The sequence below is a fragment of the Glutamicibacter creatinolyticus genome (genome assembly GCF_006094275.1).
In the GTDB taxonomy this organism is placed as follows: Bacteria; Actinomycetota; Actinomycetes; order Actinomycetales; family Micrococcaceae; genus Glutamicibacter; species Glutamicibacter creatinolyticus.
On sequence record NZ_CP034412.1, the window covers coordinates 2,377,524 to 2,390,175 of the forward strand.

Here is a 12,652-nt window from a genome sequence, read left to right on the forward strand (position 1 = left end):
CTCCGGTATCGATATGGGTAACCACACTCATCTCGAATCACACGAAGGTCCTCATGTCTTACATTACTCATGCTCGCGCTTCGCTGACACCGCAGGGCCGACTGAAAATGGTCCTGCTCGTCATCAACGAGAAATGGACGCAGGCGCGTGTCGCCGAGCGCTTCCAGGTCGCTCGCGGGACGGTGTCGAAGTGGGTGGCCCGGTACAAGGCTGAAGGTGCGGCAGGGCTTGAGGACCGCTCATCCAGGCCGCGCCGCTCACCGAACCGCACGTCCCAGCGCACCGAGCGACGGATCGTTGCTCTGCGCGTGAGCCGGCGGTGGGGGCCGCACCGGATCGCGTATCACCTACGCCTGCCGCAATCGACGGTATCGAAAGTGCTGAGCCGGTACCAGGTGCCGCTTCTTGGGCACATCGATCTGAACACCGGTGTCCGGGTGCGAAAGCCCAAGCCGGTGCGCTACGAGCACGAGAACCCCGGCGATCTGGTGCATGTGGATGTGAAGAAGCTGGGCCGGATCCCCGACGGCGGAGGCCACCGCACCCTCGGCCGTGGGCGGGGGAACAGGAACCGGTCCGGTGTCGGTCATCTCTACTTGCATTCCGCGATCGATGACCACTCCCGGTTGGCGTATTCGGAGATCCTTGAGAACGAGAAAAAGGAGGCCGCGGCCGGGTTCTGGGAACGCGCGAACGCGTTCTTCGCCAACCACGGCATCACCGTTTCACGCGTGCTGACCGATAACGGCTCCTGCTACCGCTCACGCCTGTTCAACGACACACTCGGCAAGCACGTCGCGCACAAGTTCACCCGGCCGTATCGACCTCAGACGAATGGGAAGATCGAGCGCTTCCACCGCACTCTGGCGTTCGAATGGGCCTACGCCCGGCACTACAGCTCAGAAGCCGAGCGCGCCGCCGCTTACCCGGCCTGGCTCCATGAGTACAATCATCACAGACCCCATACCGGCATCGGCGGCAAATCACCCATCGACCGCGTACACAACGTCCATGGGAAGAACAACTAGTGTGGGGTTTATGAGTACCCAGCCCAAGCTCCCCCTCAGCGTTCTGTCCTTGCCCGGCGCCGCCGATAACCGGTTGCGCCGCCAGGTCATGGACTTGGCCCGCACCGCCCAAGGCAGTGACGGCAATCCCCCGTTCAGCGAGCAAACCTTCATTGACCTGGCTGCCCAGCAGGCGGACCGCAGCCTGCTGGGCGTGTACGCGTACGCGGCCGAGGACAGCACCGAGGAACTGCTGCTGGGTGCGGCCATTGCCGTGCGCGGGGCGGAAACCGAGCCGTGGACGGTGGAACTGGTGGTGCATCCCGATTACCGCCAACGCCAGGTGGCCGGCAACCTGCTGCAGCAGCTGGGCGGTTCCCTGGATCTGTCCCAGGCCCAGGGCTGGGCGCACGGCGCACACCCTGCCGCGCAGGTGCTGGCCGAACGCCACGGGCTGCAGCGGCAGCGGGAACTGAACAAGATGCGCCGCACCCAGCAGCAGCCGCTGCCGGTGGCACAGCTGCCCGAGAACCTGCAGCTTCGCACCTTCGTCCCCGGCCAGGATGAACAGGCCTGGCTGCAGGCCAACGCGGCAGCCTTCGCCGACCACCCGGAGCAGGGCTCGCTGACCCTGGCCGACCTGCAGGCGCGCATGGCCGAGGACTGGTTTGACCCCGAAGGCTTCTTCCTGGCCGTGGACCAGGACGAAACGGTGCTGGGATTCCATTGGACGAAGCTGCCCCAGCCCGAACCCGGCACCGCCCGGGTGGGTGAGGTGTACGTGGTGGGGGTGACCCCCGGCGCGCAGGGTCTGGGCCTGGGCCGCAGTTTGACCGCCACCGGGGTCAACCATCTGCTGGCCCGCGGGGTTGAGGCGGTCATGCTCTATGTGGATGCGGAGAATACCGCAGCGGTGAAACTCTACGAGTCCTTGGGCTTCACGGTCTGGGATGTCGATGTGATGTACGGGCCTGCGCGGTAGGATTGGCGCTAGGCAATGCGGCGCCTGACAGGGCTTGTCCCCCGGTGGTGTCCGCCATTGCATGACCGGCACCCTGAGCCAGGAAGCGAGATCAGCTGATGACCAAACCCGTGCTCCCACCAACCAGCAAACTCAAGGATGTGCCTTCCTCGGAGGCCACCGTGGACCGGATCGGCTTGCCGGACATTGCCCCGGCCGCCACGCTGCCCATAGGCGGTTTCTCCGCCGAGCGCTTCCTGGACCGGGAGATCAGCTGGTTGGACTTCAACGCCCGGGTGCTGGAACTGGCCGAGGACGAGGATCTGCCGCTGCTGGAGCGGGTGAACTTCCTGTCCATCTTCACCTCGAACCTCGATGAGTTCTTCATGGTGCGGGTGGCCGGGCTCAAGCGCCGCATCGCCACCGGCCTGGCGGTGCCGGCCGCCACCGGGATGAACCCGGTGGACCAGCTGGAACTGATCCTGGCCAACGCCTACAAGCTGCAGCTGCGCCACGCGAAGGTGTTCGCCGATTCGGTGCGCCCAAAGCTGCAGGAAGAGGGCATTGCCCTGGTCGGGTGGAAGGACTTGAGCCCGAAGGAACGCGACGAGCTGTCCCAGTGGTTCATCAAGCAGGTCTTCCCGGTGCTCACCCCGCTGGCGGTGGACCCCGCCCACCCGTTCCCCTACATTTCCGGGCTGTCGCTGAACATGGCCGTTGTGGTGCGCAACCCGCAAACCCAGAAGGACCTGTTCGCCCGCCTGAAGGTGCCGGACACCATCATGCGCCTGATTTCCGTGGACGGGCTGCGCGCGGCCCACTCCTCGCACAGCCAGGCCCGGTTCATTGCCCTGGAAGATGTCATTGCCGAGCACCTGGACCAGTTGTTCCCCGGCATGGACATTGTCGAGCACCACTTCTTCCGCATCACCCGCAATGAGGACCTGGAGGTGGAAGAGGACGACGCGGAGAACCTGCTCCAGGCCCTGGAGAAGGAGCTGCTGCGCCGCCGCTTCGGCCCGCCGGTGCGCCTGGAGGTCGCCGATGACATCAACCCGCAGATCCTGGAACTGCTGGTGCGCGAACTGGGCATCGAGGACGATGAGGTGTTCAAGCTGCCCACGCCGCTGGATTTGCGGGGGCTGGGCGTCATTGCCGGGCTGGACCGCACCGAACTGCACTACCCGAAGCATGTGGGGCACACCTCCAGCCTGCTGAACGTCTCGGAAACCTCCAAGGCGGCCAACGTCTTCGCCGCGGTGCGCCGCCGCGACATCCTGCTGCACCACCCCTATGACTCGTTCTCCACCTCCGTGCAGGCCTTTTTGGAGCAGGCGGCCGCGGACCCGAAGGTCATGGCCATCAAGCAGACGCTGTACCGCACCAGCGGGGACTCGCCGATCGTGGACGCGCTGATCGACGCGGCCGAGGCCGGCAAGCAGGTGCTGGCGCTGGTGGAGATCAAGGCCCGCTTCGATGAGCAGGCCAACATCACCTGGGCGCGGAAGCTGGAGCAGGCCGGGGTACACGTGGTGTACGGCATCGTGGGGCTCAAGACCCACTCCAAGCTGTCCCTGGTGGTGCGCCGCGAGGGCGACAAGCTGCGGCGCTACTGCCACATCGGCACCGGCAACTACCACCCGCGCACCGCCCGCTACTACGAGGACCTGGGCTTGCTCACCTGCGATGACACCGTGGGCGAGGATGTCTCCAAACTGTTCAACCAGCTCTCGGGCTACGCCCCGCGCTCCACCTACCAGCGTCTGCTGGTCGCCCCGCGCTCGCTGCGCTGGGGGCTGGTGCAGCGCATTGAGCAGGAGATCGCCAACGCGCAGGCCGGCATCGACTCCCGGGTGGTGATCAAGGTCAACTCGATGGTCGACGAGACCATCATCGACGCCCTGTACCGGGCCAGCCAGGCCGGGGTGAAGGTCGATGTGATCGTGCGCGGGATCTGTGCGCTGCGTCCCGGGGTCCCGGGGCTGAGCGAGAACATCCGGGTGCGCTCGATCCTGGGCCGGTTCCTGGAGCACAGCCGCGTGTTCATGTTCGCCAACGACGGGGACCCGGTGGTCTACATCGGTTCGGCAGACATGATGCACCGCAACCTGGACCGCCGGGTGGAGGCGCTGGTGTCACTGGCCGAACCGGAGGACATCGCCAACCTGATCGCCATCCTGGACCGCTACCTGGATGAGCAGACCTCGTCCTGGCACCTGCTGGCGGACGGGGACTGGGAGCGACACCACCGTGACGCGGACGGCCAGCCGCTGCTGGATGTGCAATCATGGCTGATCGAGACCCACTCGCGCCGGCGCAACCCGGGTCGCGGAAACTAGTGGCAGCCAATCAGATCAAAGGATCGACCAACACCGTGCTCATGATTCAACGGTCCTCGGATCCCGAGGAAATCCTGCTGGGAGAATTTGACGTCATCGCCGCCGGGGCCATCCCGTGGCGTGTGCTGAACGACGAACTGCAGGTCCTGATCATTCACCGGCCCCGCTACGACGACTGGTCCTGGCCCAAGGGCAAGCTCGATGACGGGGAATCCATCCCCGAATGCGCGGTGCGCGAGGTCGGGGAGGAAGTGGGCCTGCAGGTGCAGCTGGGCATCCCGCTGGAGGCCACCGCCTACACCGTGAACCAGAAGGCCAAGGTCGTCTACTACTGGGCGGCGGCCCTGGCCAACGGGGATGAGCCCACCGTGGACGGGGACGAGGCGGACGAGGCCCGCTGGGTGGGGGCCAAGCAGGCCAAGTCCATGCTGACCAACCCCAGCGACGCGGCCCCGCTCGATGACCTGATCGAGGCGCACCTGGCCGGACGGCTGGATACCCGGGCCTTCATGCTGGTCCGCCACGCCAAGGCCAAGCCGCGGGCGAACTGGACCCGCGAGGAGGGCCAGCGCCCGCTGGCCGCCACCGGCCGGCGCCAGGCCCAGGCCCTGGCCCGGCTGCTGAACTGCTGGAAGCCCCAGCACGTGGCCACCAGCCCCTGGGTGCGCTGCGTGCAGTCCATCACCCCCTATGTGACCGAGCACCAGATCAAGCCGAAGCTGGTGAACTCCATGACGGAGCATGCCGCCCAGCGCAAACCGGAAAAGACGGTCAAGTCACTGACCAAGCTGCTGGACAAGGTCCGCTCCCAGGTGCTGTGCACCCACCGCCCGGTCCTGCCGCTGATCCTGCCGCTGCTCTCCGCACGCTCCTCCCAGGCGGTGCGCAAGCTGCTGCCCACGGCCGACCCCTACCTGCAGCCCGGGGGCATGATCGTGCTGCAGCAGCCGGTGGGGGCGCATGAACGCATTGTCTCCATTGAGATCCACGCCCCGTACTCGGATTAGCGGCACACCCTGGCCCGCTTCCCGCCCTGGCCTGCACGCTGGCCCGCTACGCGGTCTTGGACTGTGTTCGCGGCGCGTACTAGGCTAGGAGAACAGTGGGATAACTCACCATGGGAAAGAGGAGTGCCATGTCATCACAGGATTCCGCGCAACCGCTTGCAAAGATCGTCCACCAGGGATTGCGCCTGGATCACGAGCCGGGCCGGGGACGCTATTCGCTGTGGCACGGTTCGACCTATGTGGGGTTCATCGGCTACCACCGCGACGGGGACGTGGTGACCTTGCAGCACACCATCGTCAATGAGGAATTCGGCCGCCGCGGCTACGCGCGGGCGCTGGTGACCCTGGTGCTGGATCAGCTGCGTCAGGAGGGGGCGAAGATCATCTCCGAGTGCACCTACGTGGATGACTACCTCAAGCGCTACCCGGAATACCAGGACATGCTCATCCGCCAGTAGACCGGGCGCGTGAGGATGTCAGCAAGGTCGCGCCGGCCCGCGCTGTACGTGGCCTTGGCGCTGCGCCTAGACTTGATCGGGTGAGCATCCCAACCCCCTATGAAGATCTGCTGCGCGAAGTGCTGGAAAACGGCACCCACAAGGAAGACCGCACCGGCACCGGCACGCTGTCCGTCTTTGGGCGCCAGATCCGCTTCGACTTGTCCGAATCCTTCCCGCTGATCACCACCAAGCGGGTGCACTTCAAGTCCGTGGCCGCCGAGCTGCTGTGGTTCCTGCGCGGGGACTCGAACATTTCCTGGCTGCAGGAGCAGGGGGTGCGCATCTGGAACGAGTGGGCCGACCAGGACGGTGAACTCGGCCCCGTGTACGGGGTGCAGTGGCGCTCCTGGCCCACCCCGGACGGCGGGCACATCGACCAGATCAGCCAGGTTGTCCAGTCGCTGAGCCAGAACCCGGATTCGCGTCGGCACATCGTCTCGGCCTGGAATGTCGCCGAGATCTCCAACATGGCGCTGCCCCCGTGCCACATGTTCTTCCAGTTCTATGTGGCGGACGGAAAACTGTCCTGTCAGCTCTATCAGCGCAGCGCCGACATGTTCCTGGGGGTGCCGTTCAACATTGCCTCCTACTCGCTGCTGACCCTGATGCTGGCCCAGCAGCTGGGCCTGCAGCCCGGCGAATTCATCTGGACCGGCGGGGATGTGCACATCTACTCAAACCACATGGACCAGGTGCGTGAGCAGCTGGGCCGGACCCCCTACCCGTACCCGCAGCTGCGCTTCGCACGCACCCCGGACTCGATCTTCGACTACACGCTGGAGGACTTCATCGTGGACAACTACCAGCACCACCCCACCATCAAGGGCAGCGTGGCCGTATGAGCCCGACCCACCGCAGCGGCACCGAACAGCGGATGGTCGGGGCCATCTGGGCGCAAACCACCGACGGGGTCATCGGGGATGCGGGCACCATGCCCTGGCAGGTTCCCGAGGACCTGGCCCACTTCAAGCGCATCACCGAAGGACACCCGGTGATCATGGGCCGGCGGACCTGGGAGTCCTTCCCGGAAAAGTTCCGTCCCCTGCCCGGGCGCACGAACATCGTGCTCACCTCCGATGCGCCAGCCCATGACAGACTGCGCGCCGCCGGGGCACAGCCGGCCTCCAGCCTGGAGCAGGCCCTGGAACTGGCCGAGCGCGCGGCAGGCAGTGAGGAAATCTGGATCATCGGCGGCGGCAAGGTGTACGCCGAAACGCTGCACCTGATCGACACCGCCATCATCACCGTACTGGACCTGAACCTCGACGGGGACACCCGGGCCCCTGAGCTGGGGGCGCAGTTCACGTGCAGCCTCAGCGACCCGGCCGAGGGCTGGCACACCTCCAAGACCAACACCGGGTACCGTTTCGAATCCTGGCAACGAACGAAGGACTTGACCAAGTGAAAGAATCCCTGGCCGCGCTGAAGAAGAGCCCCGAGGGCCTGTTCATCATCGGCTACATGCTTTTCCCGCTGCTGGCCCTGGTGGTGGCCGTGCTCGGCTTCTTCCTGGTGCTGGGCGGGCACCGGATTTTCGGTGTGATCCTGCTGCTGGTGCCCACGCAGCTCTTCATTTTCGGGGCCTACTGGGCGATCACCAACCGCAAGCGGCTGATGGCCGAATAACCCGCTGATCCGCCGGCGCACCCCAGGGTGCGCCGGCGTTGTTATATCCGTAACGAATCGCGGCAGGCGAAGACAAAACCCCTACCATGGATTCATGACTTCTTCTGTTGGTTTTGTTGGTTACCGTGGCATGGTCGGCTCCGTGCTGATGCAGCGCATGGTTGAGGAGGGCGACTTCGCCAACCTGGATCCGGTGTTCTTTTCCACCTCGAACCCCGGCGGCAACGCACCGGATTTTGCGTCCGGCGCAGACAAGCTCCAGGACGCCTATGACATCCAGGCCCTGGCCAAGCTGCCGATTATCGTCACCGCCCAGGGCGGGGACTACACCAACACCGTTCATCCGCAACTGCGTGCCGCCGGCTGGGACGGGCTGTGGATCGACGCGGCCAGCGCACTGCGGATGAACGACGACTCGGTGATCGTGCTGGACCCGGTCAACCGCAATGTCATTGACGCTTCCCTGGCCGCGGGCACCAAGGACTTCGTGGGCGGCAACTGCACCGTCTCCTGCATGCTGATGGGCCTGGGCGGGTTGTTCCGCAACAACCTGGTCGAGTGGGGCACGGCCATGACCTACCAGGCGGCCTCCGGCGGCGGCGCCCGGCACATGCGCGAACTGCTCACCCAGTTCGGGGACATCAACTCCTCGGTTCACGCCGAGCTGGCCGACCCGGCCAGCGCCATCCTGGAAATCGACCGCCAGGTGCTGACCACCCAGCGTGAATCCCTGGATGCGGCACAGTTCGGCGTGCCGCTGGGCGGTTCGCTGATTCCCTGGATCGACGCGGACCTGGGCAACGGCCAGTCGCGCGAGGAGTGGAAGGCCGGGGTGGAGACGAACAAGATCCTGCAGACCTCCGGGGACAGCCACATCATCATGGACGGGTTGTGCGTGCGCATCGGCGCCATGCGCTCGCACTCGCAGGCCTTGACCCTGAAGCTGAAGGAAGACCTGTCCATCAGCGAAATCGAGAACCTGCTTGACGGGGACAACCAGTGGGCCAAGGTGGTTCCCAACCAGAAGGAGGCGACCATGAGCCAGCTGACTCCGGTCGCGGCCTCCGGCACCCTGGATATCCCGGTGGGCCGCATCCGCAAGCTGGAGATGGGCCCGAAGTACATTTCCGCGTTCACCGTGGGCGACCAGCTGCTGTGGGGTGCGGCCGAGCCGCTGCGCCGCATGCTGGCGATCGCGCAGGGCCGGCTGTAGCCACCACCCTGACTAACCGGCGGCGGCCACCGAATAATAGTCTTCGGCGGCCGCCGCCGCTTTATGCCGCCCGCCCCGATCTCTTGACCCGTGTACCGCTGTACGGATCCGGGCAGGGGCCGCGCGCCGCCGGTCAGCGCAGCCGGCGCTGTTCGCGCAGCTGCTGGACCCAGCGCTCGGTCTGCCGTGGATGCTGCAGGTGCACAACATGCAGCCCCGGGAAACGGGCCTCCAGGGTCGGAATGACCGGTTTGAGCTGGTTGCGGGTGTTCCAGCCCCAGCGGATGATGTGTTCCTTGTCGGTGAAGAAGGTGTGCAGCGCAGGCTCGTAGTTCCCGTTCCACAGCTCCTCACCCCGCCGCCGGCGCCGGACTGTGCGGGCAATCAGCCGGGCCATGGTGATTGGGGTGGGGTAGTCCAGCCAAAGCAGCGTGTCGGCCCGCGCCACGATCAGCGGGCGAACCTGCCGGTACTGCAGCTCGATGACCCACCGGGGACCGGCGATGAAGTCCTTGACGTCCTGGACGAAGGCGGGCCGTGGGGTCCACTGCGGGCCATGGTGCAGGCTGTCGATTTCCACCCGAGGATAGTTCAGCAGCCCGGCGAGCTGGTCACACAGCGTGGTCTTCCCGGCACCGCTGACCCCGGCCACGGTGAGGCGCTGCGGGTGCCAGGTAATGGGGTCGTTCACTGTGTGCACGCGACCAGCTCTCCTTAGTCGATGACCGCGTCGGGGCGCGGCCTGTGGCTGTCTGCCGGGAGGCTACAGGGCCACCTGTTCGTCCAGGCTCAGCCCGATCAGCAGCGGCTCGTTGACCAGTGTGATGCCGAACTTCTCCGCAACCCCGCGGCGGATGGTGCGCGCGATGGCCAGCACGTCCTGCGCACTGGCCTCCCCCCGGTTGGTGATGGCCAGCGTGTGCTTGGTGGACAGGGCGGCCCGGCCTCCGGCCACCAGGTAGCCCGAGGTGTGCTCCAGCCCGTAGCCCTTGGAAAAGCCGGCCTGGTCGATCAGCCATGCCGCCGAGAGCTTGACCTTGCCCGGCTCGGCCACCGGGTAGTGCGGGGCGTTCTGCGGCAGGTGCTGCAGCACTTGCTCGTCCACGATGGGGTTGGTGAAGAACGAACCGGTGGAATGCGAATCCAGGTCCGCCGGGTCGTAGACCATTCCCTTGCCGCGGCGCAGTTCCAGCACGGTGCGGCGCACCTCGGCGGCCGAGGCGCGCTCCCCCACCTCCACCTCCAGGCGGCGGGCCAGTTCGGCATAGCGCACCGGGGATGATTCGGCACGGTACGGCAGCAGGAAGCTGACCCGCAGGACCACGTAGCGTGGGGAGCCGTCCACGCTGGTGCGCTTGATCAGCGAATCGCGGTAGGCGAACTGCAGCTCCGCGTTGCTCAGCGTGATGATCTTGCCCTGTTCACGGTCAAAGACTCGCACGTTTTCCAGTGTCTGGGAGACATCCGCACCGTAGGCGCCCACGTTCTGCACCGGGGTGGCCCCGCTGCTGCCCGGGATTCCGGACAGGGCCTCAAGGCCGCTGAGCCCGGCATGCAGGCTGTGGGCCACCACCGCGTCCCAGTTTTCCCCGGCGGCTACGGTCAGCCGTGCGGTGTCGGTGGAGATTTCCTGGACATTGATGCCCTTGGTGGCGATCCGGATGACCGTGCCGGCAAAGCCTTCGTCGCTGATCACCAGGTTGGATCCGCCGGCGACCAGCAGCACCGGGATGCCTTGGGCGTCGGCTTCGGCCAGGGCCTGGACCAGGTCGGCTTCGTGGTGGGCCTCCACCAGTTTCCCGGCCGGGCCGCCCACGGCGGTGGTTGTCAGGTGCTTAAGCATTCAGCGTTTCACTTTCCCTGCATCGATTGTTCACTGTCGCCGGTGTCTTTAGGATATCCGGCGGCGTTGGAGGAGAGGACCAGGGCCAGCACAACCAGCAGTGAAATGCTGCTCAAGGCCGGCAATAGCCCGATCTGGTTGGCCAGCAGGCCCAGCAACGGCGGGCCACCGAGGAACGCGCCGTAGCCGATGGTGGACACCACTGATACCCGGGCCGCGGCATGCAGCGGGTCATCCGAGGCCGCGCTCATGGCCAGCGGGAAGGTCAACGCCACACCGATCCCCCACAATCCCAGGGCGGCGAACGCCACCGGCAGCGACTGGCCGGTGCTGAACAGCAGCAGCCCAATCAGCGCCAGCACCGCGCTGACGCGGATCATCACCACCCGCCCAAAGCGCAGGATCAGGTCCCCGCCCAGCAGCCGCATCGCGGTCATCGCCGTGACGAACACGGCGTAGCCCAGGGCCCCGGTGGATTCGGTGGTGCCGTACCCGTCGGCGAGCGCCAGGGCCACCCAGTCCCCCGCGGCCCCCTCGGCCAGGGCCATGCCCAGCACCAGCACGCCCAGCAGGATCGTCTGCGGTTCGCGCCAGGCCCGGCCCAGCGAACCCTGCCCGCTGCCGTGGGCCGCCCGGCTGTTGTCCGGCCCGAAGTACCGGGAACCGAGCAGCACGATCGCTCCGATCAGCACCCCCATCACGGCATAATGCGCCGCAATGGTGATCTGCAGTGCGGCGGCCGCCGCCCCGATGCCGGCGCCGAGCACCGTGCCGATCGAGAAGAAGCCGTGCAGCATGGACATCACCACCCGGCCCAGACTGCGTTCCATGGCCGCGCCCTGCACGTTGGAGGCCACGTTCCAACTGGCAATCCCCAGCCCCTGGGTGAACAGGAAGATCCCGGTCAACCAGGGCAGGTGCCAGAGCACCGCGCTGATGCCCACCAGGGCCAGGGAGGTTCCGGCCAGCACGGCGCACAGTCGCATCACGTTCGCCGCGCCCAGCCGGGAGACCAGGTGCCCGGAGAGGCTGACGGACAGGAAGGAGCCGGCGCTCAGGCACAGCAGCAGCAGTCCCACGCTGGCGTGGTCCAGTTGCAACTCATCACGCAGCGAGGGCAGCCGCGCCACCAGGGTGGCCAGCAGCAGGCCGCTGGCCAGGAACGCGGCCATCAGGGCGTTGCGCCAGGCCACGGCCTGCGGGGCGGGCTGCAAACTCAGAGCTGCACCACGGCCTGGGACTTGACCAGCACCTTGGTGCCGTCCACGCTGACCGTCAGGTCGATGCGTGCAGTGCGGGCCTCGGCGTCCAACGCCCCGACCTTGCCCTCCACCGTGATGGCGGTGCCGGGGTGCTCGGCCGGGTTCGTGCCGGCCGGGTCCTGCACCACGACCGGCTTGGTGAAGCGGGTTTGGTAGTCAATGACCGCACTGGGGTCCCCCACCCAGGCGCTGACCACGTCCACGGCCGCGCCCATGGTGAACATGCCGTGGGCAATCACGTTGGGAAGCTCCACCTCGGTGGCGAAGCGCTCATTCCAGTGAATCGGGTTGAAGTCGCCCGAGGCACCGGCGTAGCGCACCAGGTCGGCCCGGTTCACGTGCAGCGTCGTTGCCCCGATCAGCTGTCCCTTTTCCAAGGTGTCAAAATCAATCATGGTCTACTCCTCGCCCCGCACCAGCAGGGATGAAACGGTGGTGGCCACCTTCTGCCCGTCCACGGTGGAGATCTCGGCACGGGAGGTGATCATCGCACCGGCCCCCATGCTACGCACCTGGTCCACGTGCAGCTCGGCCACCAGCTCATCCCCGGCAATGATCGGCCGGTGGTGGGTGAAACGCTGGTCGGCGTGCACGACACGGGAGAAATCAATACCGGATTCCGGGTCGGTGATCAGGCGCGCGTCGGCCCGCTGCGCGATGATAATGGCGAAGGTCGGCGGGGCCACCAGGTCCCGGTGGCCCAGTTCCTTGGCCGCCTGCAGGTCGTAGTGGGCGCGGTGGCTGGCCTTGGTGGCCGCGGCGAACTCACGGATCTTTTCGCGGCCCACCTGATAGGGCTCATCGGGCGGGTAGACGCGTCCGACCAGGTCGGGGTTGATGCTCATCAAAGCTCCTTGATTGGCGTGGGAGATTTTGGGGTCCGGATTTCAGAAC

The 12,652-nt window shown here is 66.3% G+C and carries 14 protein-coding genes; 9 read left to right on the plus strand and 5 right to left on the minus strand.

Going from position 1 to position 12,652, the window contains the following annotated elements; all coding sequences use genetic code 11:
- The first annotated feature begins 62 nt into the window (after positions 1-62).
- The 9 genes from GcLGCM259_RS10900 (at position 63) to asd (ending at position 8,653) form a co-directional block, all read left to right on the plus strand.
- Entirely contained in the window at positions 63-1,028 is a 966-nt protein-coding gene (locus GcLGCM259_RS10900) for an IS481 family transposase (RefSeq protein WP_138927235.1), read from the plus strand.
- A 10-nt stretch (positions 1,029-1,038) separates the two neighbouring features.
- A complete protein-coding gene (mshD, locus tag GcLGCM259_RS10905; RefSeq protein ID WP_138926615.1) occupies positions 1,039-1,989 on the plus strand; it encodes a mycothiol synthase in 951 nt (316 codons plus the stop codon).
- A 98-nt stretch (positions 1,990-2,087) separates the two neighbouring features.
- Positions 2,088-4,307: an RNA degradosome polyphosphate kinase gene (locus tag GcLGCM259_RS10910; RefSeq protein WP_138177114.1), complete on the plus strand. Its 2,220-nt coding sequence runs from the start codon at positions 2,088-2,090 to the stop codon at positions 4,305-4,307.
- A gap of 41 nt (positions 4,308-4,348) precedes the next feature.
- Positions 4,349-5,314, plus strand: a complete 966-nt coding sequence (locus GcLGCM259_RS10915; protein WP_138177111.1) for an NUDIX hydrolase — start codon at positions 4,349-4,351, stop codon at positions 5,312-5,314.
- A gap of 128 nt (positions 5,315-5,442) precedes the next feature.
- Entirely contained in the window at positions 5,443-5,772 is a 330-nt protein-coding gene (locus tag GcLGCM259_RS10920) for a GNAT family N-acetyltransferase (protein WP_054821456.1), read from the plus strand.
- Between the two features lie 80 nt (positions 5,773-5,852).
- Positions 5,853-6,656 carry a thymidylate synthase gene (locus GcLGCM259_RS10925; protein ID WP_138926616.1) on the plus strand — a complete coding sequence of 268 codons (804 nt, stop codon included), beginning with the start codon at positions 5,853-5,855 and terminating at the stop codon, positions 6,654-6,656.
- Between the two features lie 89 nt (positions 6,657-6,745).
- The gene (locus GcLGCM259_RS10930; RefSeq protein ID WP_425459803.1) at positions 6,746-7,219 is read left to right on the plus strand and encodes a dihydrofolate reductase; all 474 of its coding nucleotides are present in this window, start codon (positions 6,746-6,748) and stop codon (positions 7,217-7,219) included.
- The gene (locus GcLGCM259_RS10935; protein ID WP_054821454.1) at positions 7,216-7,440 is read left to right on the plus strand and encodes an NF038396 family protein; all 225 of its coding nucleotides are present in this window, start codon (positions 7,216-7,218) and stop codon (positions 7,438-7,440) included. The genes GcLGCM259_RS10930 and GcLGCM259_RS10935 overlap by 4 nt, the downstream gene beginning before the upstream one ends.
- A 130-nt stretch (positions 7,441-7,570) precedes the next feature.
- Entirely contained in the window at positions 7,571-8,653 is a 1,083-nt protein-coding gene (asd, locus tag GcLGCM259_RS10940; RefSeq protein ID WP_425459804.1) for an aspartate-semialdehyde dehydrogenase, read from the plus strand.
- Positions 8,654-8,786: 133 nt separating this feature from the next.
- Here the strand turns inward: asd and GcLGCM259_RS10945 are convergent, their stop codons facing one another.
- From GcLGCM259_RS10945 to GcLGCM259_RS10965, 5 genes are all read right to left on the minus strand, one after another.
- Positions 8,787-9,353, minus strand: a complete 567-nt coding sequence (locus tag GcLGCM259_RS10945) for a P-loop NTPase family protein (RefSeq protein WP_138926619.1) — start codon at positions 9,351-9,353, stop codon at positions 8,787-8,789.
- Between the two features lie 63 nt (positions 9,354-9,416).
- On the minus strand, positions 9,417-10,496 hold the full coding sequence (locus GcLGCM259_RS10950) for a UDP-N-acetylmuramate dehydrogenase (RefSeq protein WP_138926620.1): 1,080 nt from the start codon (positions 10,494-10,496) through the stop codon (positions 9,417-9,419).
- 8 nt (positions 10,497-10,504) lie between these two features.
- Positions 10,505-11,710, minus strand: a complete 1,206-nt coding sequence (locus GcLGCM259_RS10955) for an MFS transporter (protein ID WP_246049539.1) — start codon at positions 11,708-11,710, stop codon at positions 10,505-10,507.
- 2 nt (positions 11,711-11,712) lie between these two features.
- On the minus strand, positions 11,713-12,153 hold the full coding sequence (locus GcLGCM259_RS10960) for a MaoC family dehydratase (protein ID WP_138177092.1): 441 nt from the start codon (positions 12,151-12,153) through the stop codon (positions 11,713-11,715).
- Between the two features lie 3 nt (positions 12,154-12,156).
- Positions 12,157-12,603 carry an FAS1-like dehydratase domain-containing protein gene (locus GcLGCM259_RS10965; RefSeq protein WP_138177089.1) on the minus strand — a complete coding sequence of 149 codons (447 nt, stop codon included), beginning with the start codon at positions 12,601-12,603 and terminating at the stop codon, positions 12,157-12,159.
- Positions 12,604-12,652 lie beyond the last annotated feature (49 nt).